Below are 20,599 nucleotides of genomic sequence, written 5' to 3' on the forward strand. Positions count from 1 at the left end.
TTGAATGAGTGAAGTAGTACAAGTAACAGTTGCAGAAGAGCAAAAAAATGAGCGAATTGATAAATTCGTTGCAGGAATAAATAACGAATGGTCACGTTCACAAGTACAGCAATGGATTAAAGATGATGTTGTGACGGTAAACGGGAAAGCAGTAAAAGTGAATTATAAAGTAAAAGAAGAAGATGAAATTACAGTAACGATTCCTGAGCCGGAAGAGTTAGATATTCAACCAGAGGATTTAAATTTAGAAATTTATTATGAAGATGCAGATGTGCTTGTTGTAAATAAACCACGCGGTATGGTTGTACATCCAGCACCAGGGCATACAAGTGGTACACTTGTAAACGGCCTTATGCACCATTGTACAGATCTATCAGGTATTAACGGTGTAATGCGTCCGGGTATCGTGCATCGTATTGATAAAGATACATCTGGATTATTAATGGTTGCTAAGAATGATATGGCACATGAATCGCTTGTAAATCAGCTTGTAGCCAAAACAGTAACGAGACGTTACAAAGCGATTGTACACGGTGTGATTCCGCATGATAAGGGAACGATAGATGCTCCGATTGCTCGTGATAAGAAAGAGCGTCAAAGTATGACAGTTGATGAAAATGGTAAAAACGCTGTTACGCACTTCCAAGTGTTAGATCGTTTTAAAGACTTTACACTTGTAGAATGTCGCTTAGAAACGGGACGTACGCACCAAATTCGTGTTCATATGAAATATATTGGCTATCCACTTGCGGGAGATCCGAAGTATGGTCCGAAGAAAACGTTAGATATGAATGGGCAAGCACTTCATGCGGGTATTTTAGGCTTTGATCATCCTCGTACTGGTGAATATATTCAGTTTGAGGCACCGATTCCAGAAGTATTTGAAGAAGCATTAAATATTTTACGGAAATAGTATTGACAAATCATAAGAAAACTGAGATACTGACAACAGTTAAATAATGATCCTTTAACACAGCCCCGTGAGGTTGAGAAGGTAACGGTTTGAAATACTTAGGGTATGCTGTACCCTTTTTTCAAAAGTCCTCTCGCACACGCTGAGAGGACTTTTTTTATACCATTACTCTCACGCAAGAAAAAAAAGCTTGGAGGTGTAGAGCATGCAAGAGAAAGCTGTCGTTTTAGATGACCAAATGATTCGCCGTGCTTTAACACGAATTAGTCATGAAATCGTGGAACGAAATAAAGGTGTCGATAATTGTGTTCTTGTCGGAATTAAAACTCGTGGAATTTTTATTGCACAACGTTTGGCAGAACGAATTGGTCAAATTGAAGGAAAAGAAATGGAAGTTGGAGAGTTAGACATTACGTTATATCGTGATGATTTAACACTACAATCGAAAAATAAAGAACCACTTGTAAAAGGTTCTGATATCCCTGTAGATATTACGAAGAAAAAAGTTATCCTTGTGGATGACGTATTATATACAGGAAGAACAGTTCGAGCAGCAATGGATGCTCTTATGGATTTAGGTAGACCATCTCAAATCCAACTAGCGGTTCTTGTTGATAGAGGTCATCGTGAACTACCAATTCGCGCTGATTATGTAGGAAAAAACATTCCAACATCAAGTGAAGAGCGTATCGAAGTTGATTTGCAAGAGACAGATCAACAAGATCGAGTAAGCATATACGATAAGTAAAGCCCTTTTAAATGTAGTCCTGTGAGGCTGCCAAAGGGTCTTGGCTTTCATATGTCAAATTTGGCATACGAAAGTGTAGGACTCTTTGTGCACAGGCACAAAGAGTTTTTTTATTGCAAAGATTTAAACTGAAGGAGGATGTAACAATGGAACAAAAGCCAGTGTTAGACGTTAATGAAGTACCGAAACCGGGAAAATGGTTATTTTTAAGTATACAACATTTGTTCGCGATGTTTGGATCAACAGTGCTTGTTCCGTTTTTAACAGGATTGAATCCATCAGTAGCATTAATATCAAGTGGATTAGGAACGCTAGCGTTTCTTCTTATAACGAAAGGTCAAGTACCTGCCTATCTAGGATCATCATTCGCCTTTATCGCACCGATTATAACAGCGAAAACGGCAGGTGGACCGGGAGCAGCAATGCTTGGCGGTTTGCTAGCAGGGCTTGTGTACATCTTAATCTCACTCGGAATTAAGAAATCAGGATCAGAGTGGATTATGAAATTACTACCACCAATCGTAGTTGGTCCAGTAGTAATGGTAATCGGTCTAGCTTTAGCACATACAGCAGTTAACATGGCGATGAACGGTGCGGATGGCAAATATAGCTTTACACACTTTTCAGTAGCGTTAGTAACATTAGCAATTACAATTATCTGCTCGATATTCGGAAGAGGATTTTTCAGTATCATACCAGTATTACTTGGCATTATCGGCGGATATATCTTCGCTTACTTCCAAGGGCTAGTCGACTTAAAGCAGGTAGCTGAGGCGAAATGGTTTGTTGTACCAGATTTCACAGTACCATTTGTAACATACACACCAGAGTTTTCATGGAAGATTGTACTCTTGATGGTACCAGTTGCACTAGTAACAATATCAGAACATATCGGACATCAAATTGTACTAGGAAATGTTATTAAAAGAGATTTAATTGAAAAACCAGGTTTACACCGTTCAATCTTCGGTGATGGAGTAGCAACATTAATCGCATCACTTATCGGTGGACCACCGAATACAACGTATGGTGAAAACATCGGTGTGCTAGCAATTACGAGAGCATACAGTGTATACTTATTCATCGGTTCAGCAGTGTTCGCAATCATGTTCGGATTTATCGGTAAGATTTCTGCACTGATACATTCGATCCCAACACCAGTTATGGGTGGTGTATCAATCTTACTATTCGGTGTAATTGCATCAAGCGGATTACGCATGATGGTAGATGATAAAACAGATTTAAGTGACAAACGAAACTTAATGATTGCATCAGTAATACTAGTAATCGGTATTGGTGGAGCGGTACTTCACGTAGGAGAATCGTTCCAAGTAGAAGGAATGGCACTAGCAGCAATTGTAGGTGTACTGTTAAATCTACTACTACCGGAAACGAAACAAATAAAACAACCTAAGCAGATTGCTTCATAATAATAACCTTTTAATTCAGTCCTGTGAGACAGAAAAGGGTGGCTTCTTCCTTGCACCCTAGTCTTACATGACTTGGGTATTTTTATACAAAGGTTGTTATAAATATACAAAAGTGGTAACATAAAAATCAGAAAGATGAGGGATGACGATGAGCCATTTGTTAACGATGAGTGAATTATCGGAAGTAGAAATTTCAGAAATCCTAAAAGACGCAGAAGATTTTGCGAATGGAAAAGAGAGCAAAACGACAGAGCAAACTTTTGTTGCAAACTTGTTCTTTGAGAATAGTACGAGAACGAGATTTAGCTTTGAAGTTGCTGAGAAGAGATTAGGACTAGATGTTTTAAACTTTTCAGCTGATGCATCTAGCGTACAAAAAGGAGAAACTTTATACGACACGATAAGAACACTGGAATCAATCGGAACAAAAGCAGTGGTCATCCGCCATGAGCAAGATCGCTACTTCGATGAACTAAAAGATCAGGTGAATATCCCGATCTTAAATGCTGGAGATGGATGTGGAAACCACCCAACGCAGTGCCTACTCGACCTTCTTACAATTAAACAAGAGTTTGGAAGATTTGAAGGTTTGAAGATTGCAATAGTAGGAGATGTTCGTCATAGCCGAGTAGCACGTTCTAATGCAGAAGCATTAACGAAGCTTGGTGCAACAATTTACTTTGCAAGTCCAGAAGAGTGGAAAGATGAAGACAACACATTTGGAACATACAAACCATTAGATGAACTTGTTCCAGAAGTGGATGTAATGATGTTACTGCGTGTACAACATGAACGTCATGATCATTATGAAACAGACATTATGAAAGAGTATCATGAGAAACATGGATTAACAGTGGAAAGAGAAAAACGTATGAAAGAAGGAAGCATTATTATGCATCCAGCTCCAGTAAACCGTGATGTTGAAATTGCAAGTGAACTTGTTGAGTGTGAGCGTTCACGCATATTTAAACAAATGGAAAATGGAGTTTACGTAAGAATGGCTGTACTAAAACGCGCCTTACCAAATGTATTAGGAGGAATGAAACATGAATTATTTGTTTAAAAATGGTCGTTATATGAATGAAGAAGGAAAAATCGTAGCAACAGATCTTCTCGTACAAGACGGTAAAATCGCTAAGGTAGCAGAAAATATTACGGCAGATAATGCTGAAGTAATCGATGTGAACGGAAAGTTAATCGCACCTGGATTAGTAGATGTACACGTACATCTTCGTGAGCCAGGTGGTGAACATAAAGAAACAATTGAAACAGGTACACTAGCAGCGGCAAAAGGTGGATTCACTACAATTTGCGCAATGCCAAATACACGCCCAGTACCAGATTGCAGGGAACATATGGAAGACTTGCAAAAACGTATTAAAGAAAAAGCTCATGTTAACGTACTACCATACGGAGCAATTACAGTACGTCAAGCTGGTTCTGAAATGACAGATTTCGAAACATTAAAAGAACTTGGAGCATTTGCTTTCACAGATGACGGCGTAGGCGTACAAGATGCGAGCATGATGTTAGCGGCTATGAAACGTGCAGCAAAATTAAATATGGCAGTAGTTGCGCACTGTGAAGAGAATACGCTTATTAATAAAGGTTGTGTACATGAAGGGAAGTTTTCTGAGAAACACGGATTAAACGGTATCCCATCAGTATGTGAATCTGTACATATTGCAAGGGATATATTGCTTGCTGAAGCAGCAGATTGTCACTATCACGTATGTCACGTAAGTACGAAAGGTTCTGTACGTGTAATCCGTGATGCGAAACGCGCTGGAATTAAAGTAACAGCAGAAGTAACACCGCATCACTTAGTATTATGTGAAGATGATATCCCATCAGCTGATCCTAATTTTAAAATGAACCCACCGCTTCGTGGAAAAGAAGACCATGCAGCATTAATTGAAGGTTTATTAGATGGAACGATCGATATGATTGCAACTGACCATGCACCGCATACAGCGGAAGAGAAAGCACAAGGAATTGAAAGAGCACCATTCGGAATTACTGGTTTTGAAACAGCATTCCCGCTTCTATACACAAACCTTGTGAAAAAGGGAGTTATTACGCTAGAACAGTTAATTCAATTCTTAACAGAAAAGCCAGCTGATACATTCGGCTTAGAAGCAGGTCGCCTAAAAGAAGGTAGAGCAGCTGATATTACAATCATTGATTTAGAACAAGAAGAAGAGATTGATCCAACAACATTCTTATCAAAAGGAAAAAATACACCATTCGCAGGTTGGAAATGCCAAGGATGGCCGGTAATGACAATCGTTGGTGGTAAGATCGCATGGCAAAAGGAGAGTGCATTAGTATGAAAAGACAACTTATCTTAGAAGATGGAACAGTATTAATTGGAACAGGTTTCGGAGGCGAAATCGAAAAGTCAGGTGAGGTTGTATTTACAACAGGAATGACTGGATATCAAGAAACATTATCTGATCCATCATATTGCGGTCAAATCGTAACATTCACGTACCCATTAATCGGAAACTATGGCATTAACCGTGACGATTTTGAATCGATTCACCCATCTGTAAATGGTTTAATCGTAAACGAAATTTGTGATCACCCATCAAATTTCCGTAATGAAATTTCGTTAAATGATTACTTAAAAGAAAGAAACATCCCAGGATTAGCAGGAATTGATACGAGAAAATTAACGAGAAAAATTCGTCAATACGGTACATTACGCGGACGCCTTTGTAACATGGATGCAGATGTAGAGTACATTGTGAGCCAATTAAAAGCGACAGTATTTACAGATCATGTAAAACGCGTATCAACGAAAGATCCATACCCAAGCCCAGGTCGTGGCCACCGAGTTGTACTAGTAGACTTCGGTATGAAACATGGTATTTTACGAGAATTAAATAAGCGTGACTGTGATGTAATTGTAGTTCCTTACAACACAACAGCAGAAGAGATTTTACGCCTTAGTCCAGATGGAATTATGTTAAGTAATGGACCTGGAGACCCGAAAGATGTACCAGAAGCAATTGAAATGTTAAAAGACATTATCGGTAAAGTTCCTTTATTCGGAATTTGCCTAGGACATCAGTTATTCGCTCTAGCATCAGGTGCAAATACAAGTAAGTTGAAATTTGGTCACCGTGGTTTAAATCATCCAGTAAAAAATCTTGCAACTGGAAAAGTAGCAATTACATCTCAAAACCATGGTTACGCAGTAGAAGAAGAATCAGTTGAAAATACAGACCTTGAAATTACACATGTTGCTTTAAACGATGGAACAGTAGAAGGTCTTTGTCATACGAAGTTCCCAGCATTTACAGTACAATACCATCCAGAAGCTTCTGCAGGACCAGAAGATGCAAATGATTTATTCGAAGATTTCTTAGCAATGATCGAAAACTTCAAGAAAGAAGGGGAAGAGTTATGCCAAAACGCCTAGACATTAACACAATTTTAGTAATCGGATCAGGACCAATTGTAATTGGGCAAGCAGCAGAGTTTGATTACTCTGGTACACAAGCTTGTCAATCTCTTAGAGAAGAAGGTTACAAAGTAATCCTTGTTAACTCTAACCCAGCAACAATTATGACAGATACTGCAACAGCAGATAAAGTATATATCGAGCCATTAACATTAGAATTCGTAAGCCGCATTATTCGTAAAGAACGTCCAGATGCAATCTTACCAACATTAGGTGGTCAAACAGGCTTAAATATGGCTGTTGAACTTGCGAAATCAGGCATACTTGAAGAGTGTGGAGTTGAAATTTTAGGAACAAAATTATCAGCAATCGAGCAAGCGGAGGATCGTGATTTATTCCGTACATTAATGCAGGATTTAAATGAACCAATTCCATCTAGCACGATTATTCATACGCTGGAAGAAGCACATGAATTTGTAAAAGAAATTGGTTATCCAGTTATTGTTCGCCCAGCATTTACAATGGGAGGAACAGGTGGTGGAATCTGTAGTAATGAAGAAGAACTAATTGAAATCGTATCAGGCGGATTGAAACATAGTCCAGTAACACAATGTTTATTAGAAAAGAGCATTGCCGGTTGTAAGGAAATTGAATATGAAGTAATGCGTGATTCGAATGATAACGCGATTGTAGTATGTAATATGGAAAATATCGATCCAGTTGGGGTTCACACAGGTGATTCAATCGTTGTAGCACCGAGCCAAACATTAAGTGACCGTGAATACCAAATGTTACGTAACACTTCATTACGAATTATTCGTGCACTAGGAATTGAAGGTGGATGTAACGTTCAGCTTGCACTAGATCCACATAGCTTCCAATACTATGTAATCGAAGTGAACCCACGTGTAAGTCGTTCATCTGCACTAGCATCTAAAGCAACTGGCTATCCAATTGCAAAATTAGCAGCGAAAATTGCAGTTGGCTTAACATTAGATGAAATTATCAACCCAGTAACGCAAAAAACATACGCTTGCTTCGAGCCAGCATTAGACTATGTCGTTTCAAAAATTCCACGTTGGCCATTTGATAAGTTTGAATCAGCGAACAGAACGCTTGGAACACAGATGAAGGCAACTGGTGAGGTTATGTCAATCGGACGTAACTTAGAACAATCGTTATTAAAGGCAGTTCGTTCTTTAGAACTTGGTGTTTATCACTTAGAATTAGACCATTTAAAAGAACTTGATAAAGAAACAATGAAAAAACGCATCATTAAAGCAGATGACGAGCGACTGTTTATTGTAGCAGAAGCAATTCGTCAAGGTGTAACGAAAGAAGAAATTAACGAATGGTGTGAAATGGACTTCTTCTTCTTACAAAAAGTTGAAAACATCGTAAACATGGAACGCGAAGTAAAAGCGAATGTAGGAAATATGGAAGTACTACAAGCTGCGAAAGAAATGGGCTTCAGTGATCACTACATTGCAGCTGCTTGGAACAAAACAGAGCGTGAAATTTACGATATGCGTAAAGAAAACAATATGACTCCTGTTTATAAAATGGTAGATACTTGTGCGGCAGAGTTTGAATCTGCAACACCTTACTACTACAGCACATATGGTGACGAGAATGAATCGGTTATAACAGATCGTAAGAGTGTGGTTGTACTAGGGTCTGGACCAATCCGTATCGGTCAAGGTGTTGAGTTTGACTATGCAACAGTTCACTCTGTATGGGCGATTAAAGAAGCTGGATATGAGGCAATCATTGTTAATAACAATCCAGAAACAGTTTCAACAGACTTCAGTATTTCTGACAAATTATACTTTGAACCATTAACAATCGAAGATGTAATGCACATCATTGATTTAGAAAAGCCAGAAGGTGTTATCGTTCAGTTCGGTGGACAAACGGCAATTAACTTAGCGGCGAAATTAGAAGAACACGGTGTGAAAATTCTAGGAACATCACTTGAAGATTTAGACCGTGCAGAAGATCGAGATAAATTCGAAGCTGCATTAACACAATTAGGTATCCCGCAACCAGTTGGTAAAACAGCAACAACTGTAGAACAAGCGGTAGCAATTGCTGAAGAAATTGGTTACCCAGTATTAGTAAGACCATCTTACGTACTAGGTGGACGTGCGATGGAAATCGTATATCGTCAAGAAGAACTACTGCACTACATGAAAAATGCAGTTAAAGTTCATGCAGAGCATCCTGTATTAATCGACCGTTACATGGTAGGTAAAGAAATTGAAGTAGATGCAATTTCAGACGGTGAGAATGTATTCATTCCAGGTATTATGGAACATATTGAACGCGCTGGAGTTCACTCTGGTGACTCAATTGGAGTATACCCACCACAAAGCTTATCTGAAAAACTAAAAGAACAAATCATTGAACATACAATTGCACTTGGAAAAGGTTTAAACATTGTTGGATTACTAAATATCCAGTTTGTAGTATTCAAAGATCAAGTGTACGTAATTGAAGTAAACCCACGTGCGAGTCGTACAGTACCGTTCTTAAGTAAAATTACGGGCGTACCGATGGCGAATGTTGCAACGAAAGTTATTTTAGGTCAAGACCTAGTAGAGCAAGGATACGGAACTGGCTATCACCCAGAAGAGAAAGAAGTATATGTAAAAGCACCGGTATTCTCGTTCGCGAAACTACGCTCAGTTGATACAACATTAGGACCTGAAATGAAGTCAACAGGGGAAGTAATGGGTAAAGACTTAACGCTTGAAAAAGCATTATATAAAGGATTAGTTGCTTCTGGAATTAACATCCCAACGCACGGATCAGTAATCATTACTGTAGCGGATAAAGATAAAGAAGAGGCAATGGAAATTGCAAAACGTTTCCACGAAATTGGTTATAACTTATTAGCAACAGCTGGAACAGCACAATCGTTAGCAGAGCAAAATATTCCAGTGCAAGTGGTAAACAAAATTGATTCTGAAGACTATAACTTACTTGATATTATCCGTCAAGGAAAAGCACAGTTTGTAATCAATACATTAACAAAAGGCAAACAACCAGCGCGTGATGGTTTCCGCATTCGCCGTGAATCAGTAGAAAATGGTGTGGCTTGCTTAACATCACTTGATACAACGAGAGCAATCTTACGAGTATTAGAATCTATGACATTCTCAGCTCATTCAATGAAAGAAATTACGCAAACAAAGCGTCACGAGGTGGTACATGCATGATGCAAAAGCAAAATATGATCGTCGTTAACCAAAAAGAAATCGCAAAAAACATTTACGAATTAGTGCTTCAAGGAACGTTAGTACAGCAAATGAACGAACCAGGGCAGTTTGTACACATTAAGGTAGCAGAGGGCATTGCGCCCCTTCTGCGCCGCCCAATTAGTATTTGTAATGTAGATCAAGAGAAGAACGAATTTACAATGCTATATCGTGCCGAAGGACAAGGGACAAAAATATTAGCAACTAGAAAACAAGGTGAAATGGTAGATGTACTAGGACCATTAGGACACGGTTTTCCTGTAGAAGAAGCAGAAGCTGGTCAAACAGCTTTATTAGTAGGCGGGGGAATAGGTGTACCACCACTTTATGAACTATCACAGCGCCTCGTTGCAAAAGGTGTACGTGTAATTCACATCTTAGGTTTTCAAACGAAAGATGTAGTTTTCTATGAAGAAAAATTTGCAGAACTTGGTGATACGTACGTTGCGACAGTAGACGGTACACACGGTACAAAAGGATTTGTCACAGATGTAATTGATAATTACGGAATTGACTTTGACATTCTTTATTCATGTGGTCCGTTAGCGATGCTTCGTGCATTAGAAGGACGTTACAAAGAGAAAAAAGCCTATATTTCATTAGAAGAGCGTATGGGCTGCGGTATTGGAGCTTGTTTCGCATGTGTATGCCATTTACAAGAAGATCCAAGTGGACATTCTTACAAGAAGGTGTGTAGCGACGGACCAGTATTTCCAATCGGGGAGGTTGTACTATGAACAGATTGCAAGTTGAATTACCAGGATTATCATTAAAAAATCCAATTATACCGGCATCTGGATGCTTTGGATTTGGTCGTGAATATGCACAGTTTTACGATTTAAGTGTACTAGGATCAATCATGATTAAAGCGACGACAGAACAACCACGTTATGGAAATCCAACGCCTCGTGTTGCTGAAACACCAGGCGGCATGTTAAATGCAATCGGACTTCAAAACCCAGGGTTAGAAAAAGTAATGAATTCTGAATTACCATGGTTAGAACAATTTGACCTTCCAATCATTGCGAACGTTGCAGGCTCACAAGCTGAGGATTACGTAGCGGTTGCGAAGGAAATTTCTAAAGCGCCTAATGTCCATGCACTAGAATTAAATATTTCTTGTCCGAACGTAAAAACAGGTGGTATCGCCTTTGGTACAAATCCTGAAATTGCTGCTGATTTAACGAAGCGAGTAAAAGAGGTTTCTGAAGTACCTGTATACGTGAAGTTGTCACCGAACGTGGCAAACATAGTGGAAATTGCAAAAGCGATTGAAAATGCAGGTGCAGATGGTTTAACGATGATTAATACATTGCTTGGTATGCGTCTAGATTTAAAAACAGCTAAACCAATTTTAGCAAACCGTACAGGTGGATTATCAGGTCCTGCGATTAAGCCAGTAGCAATTCGTATGGTACATGAAGTAAGCCAAGCGGTTAACATTCCAATTATCGGAATGGGTGGTATTGAAACAGCGGAAGATGTAATTGAATTCTTCTACGCTGGCGCAAGCGCAGTTGCAGTAGGTACAGCGAACTTTATCGATCCGTTCGTATGTCCGACAATTATTGAAGAGTTACCAGCATTACTAGATGAATTAGGATTTGATCACATTTCGGAATGTCAAGGAAGGAGCTGGAAGCAAACATGTCACAGTCGTTAATCGTTGCACTAGATTTTCCAGGGAAACAAGATGTAGAACAATTCTTGCGCCACTTTGAAGGGGAAGAGTTATTTGTCAAAGTTGGTATGGAGTTATTTTACAAAGAAGGCCCTGCAATTATTACGTACTTAAAAGAAAAAGGACATAAGATTTTTCTAGATTTAAAACTTCATGATATTCCGAATACAGTAAAAAGCGCTATGCGTAGCCTAGCTAGTCTAGATGTTGATATGGTAAATGTTCATGCTGCTGGGGGAAGCAGCATGATGAAAGCTGCGATTGAGGGATTAGAGGAAGGTAAGCAAGAAGGAAAAGAGAGACCGATTTGTATTGCAGTTACACAACTAACAAGCACTTCGGAAGCTATGATGAAAAAAGAGATCGGCATTGAGAAGACGTTAGAAGAAGCGGTTGCTCATTATGCAAAACTAACGAAAGAAAGTGGACTTGATGGCGTTGTTTGCTCAACGCTTGAAGTTCCAAAATTACGTGAAGTATGCGGAAATGAATTTGTAACAGTAACACCGGGGATTCGTCTTGCAAGCGATGATGTAAATGACCAGGTGCGCGTAGCAACACCGAAACGTGCGAGGGAACTTGGCTCAAGCTACATCGTAGTTGGACGTAGTATTACAAAAGCAGAAAATCCGCTTGAAGCGTATAAAACAGTAAAACAACAGTGGGAAGGTGTAACAGTATGAAAAAAGAAATCGCATCGCATTTATTAGAAATTGGAGCAGTATTTTTACAACCGAATGATCCATTCACATGGTCTTCAGGTATGAAATCACCAATTTATTGTGATAACCGTTTAACTTTATCTTATCCAAAAGTACGTCAAGCGATTGCAGCTGGATTAGAAGAGTTAATTAAAGAGCACTTCCCAACTGTAGAAGTTATTGCAGGAACAGCAACTGCTGGTATTGCGCACGCTGCATGGGTAAGCGATCGTATGGATTTACCAATGTGCTACGTACGTAGTAAGGCAAAAGGCCACGGTAAAGGGAATCAAATTGAAGGAAAAGCTGAAAAAGGTCAAAAAGTTGTAGTAGTAGAAGACTTAATTTCAACTGGCGGAAGTGCAATTACATGTGTAGAAGCACTTCGCGAAGCTGGCTGTGAAGTATTAGGAATCGTATCAATCTTCACATACGAGCTAGAAGCAGGAAAAGAAAAGCTAGAAGCAGCTAACGTAGCATCATATTCTTTAAGTGATTACAGTGCATTAACTGAAGTTGCAGCAGAAAAAGGTATGATCGGACAAGCTGAAACGAAAAAATTACAAGAGTGGCGTAAAAATCCAGCTAACGAAGCTTGGATCACAGCGTAACATGAAAAAAACGACCGCGGGGGAACGCGGTCGTTTTTTTATATTATTTTTAAAATTTTATGTGAAGTCCCATCAATATCAAAGAAAATCATATTAAAATCTCCTTATTAATAACTACTTATTGCTTTCTACAACTTCATATCCTCTTACAAACAATAAAGTCATATAAGAAACAATAAATGAGAAGATGCTATACATGCCAACCCAAAAGAAAAATTTTGGAGTAAAGGCGATAACACCTATTATTAAAAAACTAGCAAACGTTACAATCGGCATTACGTAATACGTTTTCGTTTTGCGTGTTCCAATAACAGATACGATAAAGATAAATAATGGACAAATTAATAAGACGAAAATCAATTCATTCATAGGTATGTCCCCTTTTCTAATTGCGGTAATCTGTGTCTCGTAAACGTTTTGAAATAATTACTCTCCTAATATAATTTCGCTAAGTAATAACGAATCCCTCTTGAAAACTGATAATTCATGATGAATTTTACAAGCAAAAAACGTAAGCAAGAGAACACTTGCTTACGTTATAGGATAAACATCGCAACGATCGTGGTGACAATTAAACCGATAACAACCGGTAAAAAGTTTCGGCGTGCAAGTTCAAATGGATCGACTTTACAAATCGCAGCAGCAGGAATAAGTGCCCAAGGAATTAACGTCCCGCCCCCGGTCCATATAGCTGCAATTTGCCCGAGTGCTGTTAATGTAGCTGTTCCGTGACCAAGTGCTGTTCCAAAAAGATTGGCAATGGAACCAGCAAGTGATATACCTGAAAAACCTGATCCATCTAAGCCGGTAATGACACCAACGATGGTTAATGTCCCTGCCGATACATATTGATTTAAAGGAACAGTTTGAGATAAGGCGATTCCTAAGTCGTTAATGATTCCGTGTGAACCTTTCGGTAAATAGTCCCCGATAATTTTCGCAAAGCCGCTATCTCCTAAATAAAAAAGTGCAGCAATTGGAATAACTGGTCCGAAAATTTTAAAGCCAAATTGGAGCCCTTCTATGAAATAATCGGTCGTTTTATTCAGTCCATTACCTTTGTAGGCGATGAGAGAAATGATGATAATCATAATAACAGTTGTTCCGCCGATAAGTGCAGTTGCGTCGCTTCCTTGTAGTTGAAATTGAATCATGCAAAGGATATCAATGATATATACGATAGGGATACAAATAGCGAGCCATTTCTTTGTGCGAGGAGATAATGAAGTGAGCGTTTTAGAAGACTCAGTTGATAGAATAGATTCTTGTATAGCTAAGCCTGTATGAAACTCTTTTCGTAAGAAGAAAAAAGCGACAGAAGTTGTCACAACGCCCATAACGATAACGAGTGGAACACTTGCAGATACGACGCTGGAAACAGGGAGACCAGCAGCGTCTGCGGTTAATTTTGGTGCGCCTTGTATAACGAAGTCGCCGGATAAAGCAATCCCATGACCGAATAAGTTCATAGCAATTGCTACTCCAATTGGGGGGAGACCGACGCGTACAGCAACCGGTAATAAAATAGCTCCCATTAAGGCGACAGCGGGAGAAGGCCAAAAGAAGAAAGAAATTGTCATCATCAAAAGGCCGATAATCCAGTAGGCGAGGGTAGGTGTACGAATCATCTTTGTAAATGGTGAAATCATCGTATCATTTATACCGGTATGAACGAGTAGATTGCTCATTGATACGATAATGGAGATGATTAATATAGTTGGTAATAGCTCAGTGATGGCGTAAATGAAACTTTGAAAAATACTGCTAATAGCAAGAGGGATAGAGCTTGTAGCGGTTAATGCTAATAAAAAGATGAAAACGATACAAATAATCGTCGTATCTTTCCGGAGAATAAAAAAGGTAATAATAGTGAGTAAACAAAGAATATAGAGAGCGTGCAACAGAGTTAATTCAACTCCCATAACATTCACATCCTTAGGCAATCGTGTAGTTTATTGTATGAAAGTAGGGAAAGTATGTGAGTATAAGAAACAGAAAAAAGTGAAATTTCATGTACTGTAATGGTAAGAATAAAAAATGGATGATACAATACAATTAATCCTAAAAATGGAATTAGAGGAGGGCGTATGTGCAAAAAATTGGTTTTTGGGGATTTATTATTTCTTGTAGTCTATTAATCATTTTAAATCTATTTACAAACAATGAATGGATAAGTATCATCCCTCCTTTTGGGTTTGTTTTTATACTGTTATACCGATGGGATGACATGAAACAACATAATAAGAAAAGCATTGGAATTATGATAGGTATCATCGTTGTTTGCTCATTGTTCGCAGGGGTTATTTTAATAGAGGGTCAGAAACAAATGGAGAAAATGTCTATTTTTCAAGAATGGATGTCTTCTGCAAACGGTCTTTATCTTGTAATTATAGTTGTTATTTTTCTAAGAATTGTTATAAGTATAGCAAGTTACATATTAAAGGAGAAGTAGAATGGGGGAGTACGAATGAGAGAAAAAATAGGATATTATGGTGTGCTAGTTTGTTTACTATTATCAGTTATTTCAGGACAATTTCTTAACAGTGAATGGGTACCAGTTATATTATGTATAGGAGTATTGATTTTTGCTCCTATGTATCGCTGGAATGAATGGAAAGCATATAGCCCCAAAAAGAAAATTGTTTTCAGCATCGAATTTGTCATTATAATCAGCACAATTCCGTTTTTGTTATGGAAAGGAAATGAGATAATAGATGGAATTGTAATGTTTCAAGGGTGGTTGTTTATTGCGAAAATGCTATATTTAATATGCATTTTAATGTTGGTAGTGGTAGTCACTAAAATAGTAAACGAAAAGCTATTCGTTAATGAATAAAAGGAAATGCCACCTTATTCGGTGGCATTTCCTCATTTTACTGCATGAGCTTTTTGCATCTTTTTAATTAAACGAATTTGTCCACGATGATTGATTTCATCTTCAAAAACGTGAAACCACTTAAAATAGTTATTTGCTGGTTTGTCATACCAAAAGTCTGTCGTTTTAAATAACCATTCATCAGATAACGATTGAAAAGTCTCGATTGTTTTGGAACGTACTTCTTGTAATGTATTTATATAAAATTCTATAGCGTTTCCTTTTATTTTCTCACGCCCAAGATCGCCTAATTCAATGCCAGGTAACCAGCGTTCTAATTCAGCCTCCGTTGGTTCACGGTCTTCAAAAGTATGAATCTGGTAGTAAAATTCAATAGCAGCCATATGATACAATAACATGCCAATTGAATTTGCTTCCTTATCGTATAAATAATCAAGTTCTTCAATTGTTAAACTTTCCACTGCTTGCATTGTTGTATAGCGAGCGTAATTCATCATGGAAACAAGCTTTGAAAATTCTACATGTAAACCCTCCAATTTATCAATTACAAAATTCAATTAAAATTCCCCCTCTTTAAATGAATACTCCAGAGAAGGAATTCTATGTGCAAAGAAAAAGTTTTGTTAAACCTTCATAATATTAACAAGGGATTATAATTAGTTCTCTATTTGATTTTGTAATAACGTCATAACCATCTTTGGTGATGACAATATCATCTTCGATTCTACAACCGCCCCAGTTCGGTATGTAAATGCCCGGCTCAACTGTAACAACCATACCTTCTTGTAAAGTTGCCTTGCTTTCTTGGGATAGGCGAAGTGGTTCATGTATTTCTAACCCAAGACCGTGCCCGGTAGAGTGGCCAAAGTATTGACCGTATCCATGTTCTGTAATGTAATCTCTCGTTATATCATCGATACTTTTCGCAGTTTCTCCAGGCTTAATTGCTTCCGTTCCACGTTTTAATGCTTCGCGTACAACAGTGTATATTTTTTTGAATTCTTCTGATGGTTCCCCGATTGCTACAGTACGTGTTATATCGGAACAATATCCGTCGTAAAGTGCACCGAAGTCTAATGTAACGATATCGCCTCGTTCGATTATTTTATTTGATGCAACTCCATGGGGAAGTGAAGAACGAACGCCTGAGGCTACAATGATTTGGAATGAAGAAGATGTAGCCCCTTTTTTTCGCATGAAAAATTCTAACTCATCTCGAACGTCAGTCTCGCTTATTCCAGGCTTTAGAAATGTAACAATATGGTGAAATGCTTCGTCAGCGATCGTAGCTGCGATTTTCATTGTTTCTATTTCAGATGTGTCTTTAATAAGTCGAATATCTTCAATGATCTCACACACTGGAACCATTTCTGTATGTATATATTTTTGTAGTTTCTTAAATTGTTGCAAAGTCATATTATTGTCTTCTATACCAAGTTTTTGAATGTTTAATTTTGATACTTGATTTGCAACTTCTTCTTCTAAATTTCCTTTATGCATAATAATTTCTGCTGCTTTTATTTCCGTTTTTGCTTGATCTACGTAACGGAAATCAGTAATGAAAATAGCTTTATGCGCAGCAATTAAGACAACACCTGCGCTACCTGTAAAGTTTGTTGCGTATTGACGGTTTTCTTTTTTTGTAATAAGTAACCCGTCAATTCCGTAATTATGTAGTTGTTTTTGGATGTTAGTTATTCTTACATTCATTTAAATTCCTCCTTTTTACATTAATAAAGCAAGAATTGTGCCAGTATATTTATTTAGAATAAAAGAGAAGAGGATAGCTGTGTGTCAAAAAAACTAGACGAATGTAAAATAAATATATATAAAATTTTTACAGTAAGTTTTTATGTGACTGAACAATAATGTAAACTTGTAAACTGAAATACTCTTAATTTAAATATTATATTTTTTGTATAAATAAATTAAAATAATTGGTATAATAAGGGATTGTTGCGGTTTGTTTGTAGGTAAAGAGATGTAACGAAAAAATTGGGTTAAGGAATGTAAGTGTATGAAGAAATTAAGTAAAGTAATGTCATTTTGTTTGGCTGCTAGTATGCTTGTTATAACGGGGTGTGAAACAAGTGAACACAAAGTTCAAGTAAATGAAACGATTGAACAGCTTGATGAAGCGCCAGAAGTGACAGAAAAAGAAGCGAAAAAGATTGTAAGAAAGAGTGTAGATGGAATAGCAAATGCGTTTAGTGAGATGGAAAAAGCAAATGGATGGAGCCGAAATAATCCTGGGGATTTAGAGACAGCTAAAAAAGGAGTTAAGGGATTAGTTTCAGAAAAGTTTGTAGAGAATCAGCTTCCTAAGTCGCTTGCAACATTTAATCGATCTAGAGAGACGGATATGTTACCATTCCCTATTAATATTGAACCAAAAATGAGATTAACGTATTCACAGAAAAAAGATATTTTAACGATTGAAACTATCACACCTTCAAATGATATGGGAAATGAAGCAGAGATATGGGAATTTATTTTCGTTTATAAAGATGGAAAATGGTTAATAGATAAATGTTCATCGCATACACCGAGCGATTTAAAACTTACGAAGGAAGAAGCTAGTGAATTTTTGAAAATTCGAGGCTTTAAGAATGTTGATTTTGTTAAAGAAGAACACAGTGGTGACAAAAAATATATTTTCAAAGAAAATACTAGATCAATTGCTGTAGATGCAAAAACATCGGCTATTACATATGATATAAATGAACAAAAACAGGAAAAGGTAGCGAAAGAAAATAGTAGTCAAGGTCAAGAAACGGTTAAGGAAGATAATGTGAGTTCACAAGTTACTTCTAAAGAAGAGAAAAAAATTACAAAAGAATCTTCAACAGCTGCAGGTAAAACTAAGGCTCTAAATGAATTATCTGCTCTAGAAAATCAAGAAACACATGCAAACGTTGCGTCAGATAATGACATAGTAAATGAAATAGAAGGAAATTATGAACTGTGGGATAATAAACTAAATGAAATTTACAGTACATTAAAAAGTACGATGTCACCTGATGCGTTCCAGTCGTTAAAAACGAAACAAATTGCGTGGGTTAAAGAAAAAGAAAGTAAAGTTAAAGCAATTGGTACTGATACAAATAACGGAACGATGAGGCGTATAGAAGCTTCAGAAGAGAAATACAAGATGATAAAAGCAAGATGTTATGAATTAGTAAATGGGTATATGAACTAGTGTGAACGAATATAAAAAATGCGTTGCTTATAAGCAACGCATTTTTGTATTTACGCTTTTAATTTCATTATAATATCAGCATCTGGTGTTACATATACGGTTTGCTGATTGTCGTACGTAACAAAACCAAGTTTTGCACCACTCGGTTTTTTGACATGGCGTATTTTCGTGAAATCAACAGGTACAGAGCTAGACTCTTTCGCTTTACTGTAATAGGCAGCAATTTTGGCAGCTTCTAGTAAAGTTTCTTCAGCAGGCTCTAAAGAACGAATGACAACGTGAGAGCCAGGTATGTCTTTCGTATGTAACCAAATTTCATCACGGCGGGCAAACTTCGTTGTTAAATAATCATTTTGTTTATTGTTTTTACCAACGAAAATCTCTGTGCCATCACTTGCTAAATATTTATCTAATACTGGTTTAGTAGGCTTTTTCTTTGCGTTTTTCGTTTTACGATTGCGCACATAACCTTCTTCAGCTAATTCCTCACGAATTTCTTCAATATCTTTTGAAGAAGCAGCTTCCATTTGTTGAAGTAAGCTATCAAAATAAAGAATTTCTTCATTTGTTTTTTCGATTTGTTCTTCTACAACAACAACTGAATTTTTTGCTTTTTGATACTTTTGGAAATAGCGTTGTGCATTGTCAGATGGTGTTTTTAATGGATCTAATGTAATCTTTACAGTTCCGCCATTTTCGTCGTAATAGTTAACGACTTCAATATCTTTATCCCCTTTTTTCACAGCGTACATATTAGCTGTAAGTAGCTCTCCAAATAGTTGATATTTATCTGCTTTTCCAGCATCTTGCAGTGTTTTTTCGAGTTTAATGAGTTTTTTCTCGTTTTTATTTTTTTCATTTTGCATAAAGCGTTCTAAATCATGAGCTTGTTGTTTTACACGATCGCGCTCTGCTTTTCCGAAAAAGAAACGATCTAGCAATTCACTAACAGATGAGAACGTCTTATCTTCTCCTTGCAAGTGTGCAAGAGGGAAAAGATAAAAGAATTCTTTCCCATTTGAAGTAGTCATCACTGGTGAATATGTATGAGTTAATAATGGTTTTTGTATGGAGAAAAATGCATCCGCTAATGCTTTTTCATTTACCATACCAGCTTTTTTCACTACTTCTTTTGCGAATAACGGGGATATTCCCGTAAAGGTGCCGACAAGCTGTTTATCCATGTTTCCAGATAGAAAGTCTAGTGGTCTAATAAATTCATCATTTGTTTCAATCTGAAGTGGGTTAATTTTATGTTGTGCTGGTGGTGCAATATATTCAGCTCCAGCGTATACAGTACGATGGCGGTTTACCGCTAAAGATATGTGTTTTAAGCTATCTAAAATAACGTTTGTTTTCGTATCTACTAAGATAATGTTACTATGTCGGCCCATTATTTCGATTACTAATGTTTTTAATGATTCGTCTCCAATTTCATTCCGACTGCGAACTGTAATTTGAATAATACGTTCTAAGTCAATTTGTTCAATTTTTTCAATAAACCCACCTTCTAAATGTTTACGAAGAAGCATACAAAACATTGGCGGTATTGCTGGTGAATCGTAGTTTTGATTCGTTAAGTGCAGACGCGCATATGTAGGGTGAGACGAAAGAATTAGTTTTTGGTTCTTTCCGTTTGCTCGAATATGTAATAAAATCTCATACTTTGAAGGTTGATATATTTTGGAAATTCTTCCTGTGTAAAGAGAATTTGCAATTTCATGTGTAATGGCTCTTGTAAATAATCCATCGAATGCCATAAATGAACACTCCTTTCTAACTAAAAGTTAATTATAGCATTTTTTTGGACG

Annotated in this window: 19 protein-coding genes; 14 read left to right on the top strand and 5 right to left on the bottom strand. The window is 37.4% G+C overall.

The window, feature by feature from the left end:
• The first annotated feature begins 4 nt into the window (after positions 1-4).
• From MR170_RS10265 to pyrE, 11 genes are all read left to right on the top strand, one after another.
• Entirely contained in the window at positions 5-913 is a 909-nt protein-coding gene (locus tag MR170_RS10265) for an RluA family pseudouridine synthase (RefSeq protein ID WP_016080485.1), read from the top strand.
• A gap of 205 nt (positions 914-1,118) precedes the next feature.
• Positions 1,119-1,661, top strand: coding sequence for a bifunctional pyrimidine operon transcriptional regulator/uracil phosphoribosyltransferase (gene pyrR, locus MR170_RS10270; protein WP_001156491.1), 543 nt, complete (start codon positions 1,119-1,121; stop codon positions 1,659-1,661).
• Between the two features lie 146 nt (positions 1,662-1,807).
• Positions 1,808-3,091: a uracil permease gene (uraA, locus tag MR170_RS10275; protein WP_242308204.1), complete on the top strand. Its 1,284-nt coding sequence runs from the start codon at positions 1,808-1,810 to the stop codon at positions 3,089-3,091.
• Positions 3,092-3,239: 148 nt separating this feature from the next.
• On the top strand, positions 3,240-4,154 hold the full coding sequence (gene pyrB, locus MR170_RS10280) for an aspartate carbamoyltransferase (protein WP_000018849.1): 915 nt from the start codon (positions 3,240-3,242) through the stop codon (positions 4,152-4,154).
• Positions 4,138-5,424: a dihydroorotase gene (gene pyrC / locus MR170_RS10285; protein WP_016080487.1), complete on the top strand. Its 1,287-nt coding sequence runs from the start codon at positions 4,138-4,140 to the stop codon at positions 5,422-5,424. The genes pyrB and pyrC overlap by 17 nt, the downstream gene beginning before the upstream one ends.
• Positions 5,421-6,518 (top strand): carbamoyl phosphate synthase small subunit, encoded by a 1,098-nt coding sequence (locus tag MR170_RS10290; protein ID WP_016080488.1) that lies wholly within the window; start codon positions 5,421-5,423, stop codon positions 6,516-6,518. The genes pyrC and MR170_RS10290 overlap by 4 nt, the downstream gene beginning before the upstream one ends.
• Positions 6,503-9,721, top strand: a complete 3,219-nt coding sequence (gene carB, locus MR170_RS10295; protein ID WP_029443130.1) for a carbamoyl-phosphate synthase large subunit — start codon at positions 6,503-6,505, stop codon at positions 9,719-9,721. Before MR170_RS10290 ends, carB begins: the two co-directional genes overlap by 16 nt.
• Positions 9,718-10,497, top strand: a complete 780-nt coding sequence (pyrK, locus tag MR170_RS10300; protein WP_098758248.1) for a dihydroorotate oxidase B electron transfer subunit — start codon at positions 9,718-9,720, stop codon at positions 10,495-10,497. The genes carB and pyrK overlap by 4 nt, the downstream gene beginning before the upstream one ends.
• Positions 10,494-11,423: a dihydroorotate oxidase B catalytic subunit gene (gene pyrD, locus MR170_RS10305; protein WP_001081057.1), complete on the top strand. Its 930-nt coding sequence runs from the start codon at positions 10,494-10,496 to the stop codon at positions 11,421-11,423. The genes pyrK and pyrD overlap by 4 nt, the downstream gene beginning before the upstream one ends.
• Positions 11,408-12,124 (top strand): orotidine-5'-phosphate decarboxylase, encoded by a 717-nt coding sequence (gene pyrF, locus MR170_RS10310; RefSeq protein ID WP_000083496.1) that lies wholly within the window; start codon positions 11,408-11,410, stop codon positions 12,122-12,124. The genes pyrD and pyrF overlap by 16 nt, the downstream gene beginning before the upstream one ends.
• On the top strand, positions 12,121-12,753 hold the full coding sequence (gene pyrE / locus MR170_RS10315; protein WP_000711449.1) for an orotate phosphoribosyltransferase: 633 nt from the start codon (positions 12,121-12,123) through the stop codon (positions 12,751-12,753). Before pyrF ends, pyrE begins: the two co-directional genes overlap by 4 nt.
• A gap of 114 nt (positions 12,754-12,867) precedes the next feature.
• Here the strand turns inward: pyrE and MR170_RS10320 are convergent, their stop codons facing one another.
• Positions 12,868-13,122, bottom strand: a complete 255-nt coding sequence (locus tag MR170_RS10320) for a YbeF family protein (RefSeq protein ID WP_242308205.1) — start codon at positions 13,120-13,122, stop codon at positions 12,868-12,870.
• 167 nt (positions 13,123-13,289) lie between these two features.
• Positions 13,290-14,675, bottom strand: a complete 1,386-nt coding sequence (locus tag MR170_RS10325; RefSeq protein ID WP_226604464.1) for a hypothetical protein — start codon at positions 14,673-14,675, stop codon at positions 13,290-13,292.
• A gap of 167 nt (positions 14,676-14,842) precedes the next feature.
• Between MR170_RS10325 and MR170_RS10330 the strand changes: the two genes are divergently transcribed.
• Entirely contained in the window at positions 14,843-15,205 is a 363-nt protein-coding gene (locus MR170_RS10330) for a YoqO family protein (RefSeq protein ID WP_029443125.1), read from the top strand.
• 15 nt (positions 15,206-15,220) lie between these two features.
• Positions 15,221-15,589 (top strand): YoqO family protein, encoded by a 369-nt coding sequence (locus tag MR170_RS10335; protein ID WP_016080504.1) that lies wholly within the window; start codon positions 15,221-15,223, stop codon positions 15,587-15,589.
• Positions 15,590-15,621: 32 nt separating this feature from the next.
• On the opposite strand, the gene MR170_RS10340 is transcribed toward MR170_RS10335, so the two are convergent.
• Both MR170_RS10340 and MR170_RS10345 read right to left on the bottom strand, forming a co-directional pair.
• Entirely contained in the window at positions 15,622-16,146 is a 525-nt protein-coding gene (locus tag MR170_RS10340) for a DinB family protein (protein ID WP_016080505.1), read from the bottom strand.
• An 82-nt stretch (positions 16,147-16,228) separates the two neighbouring features.
• Positions 16,229-17,299 carry a M24 family metallopeptidase gene (locus tag MR170_RS10345; RefSeq protein ID WP_088115003.1) on the bottom strand — a complete coding sequence of 357 codons (1,071 nt, stop codon included), beginning with the start codon at positions 17,297-17,299 and terminating at the stop codon, positions 16,229-16,231.
• A gap of 307 nt (positions 17,300-17,606) precedes the next feature.
• Between MR170_RS10345 and MR170_RS10350 the strand changes: the two genes are divergently transcribed.
• Entirely contained in the window at positions 17,607-18,788 is a 1,182-nt protein-coding gene (locus tag MR170_RS10350) for a lysozyme inhibitor LprI family protein (protein WP_242308206.1), read from the top strand.
• A gap of 50 nt (positions 18,789-18,838) precedes the next feature.
• Here the strand turns inward: MR170_RS10350 and MR170_RS10355 are convergent, their stop codons facing one another.
• The gene (locus MR170_RS10355; RefSeq protein WP_242308207.1) at positions 18,839-20,548 is read right to left on the bottom strand and encodes an Rqc2 family fibronectin-binding protein; all 1,710 of its coding nucleotides are present in this window, start codon (positions 20,546-20,548) and stop codon (positions 18,839-18,841) included.
• Positions 20,549-20,599 lie beyond the last annotated feature (51 nt).

It is taken from the genome of Bacillus cereus group sp. BfR-BA-01524 (assembly GCF_022662595.1).
Lineage (GTDB): Bacteria > Bacillota > Bacilli > Bacillales > Bacillaceae_G > Bacillus_A > Bacillus_A thuringiensis_S.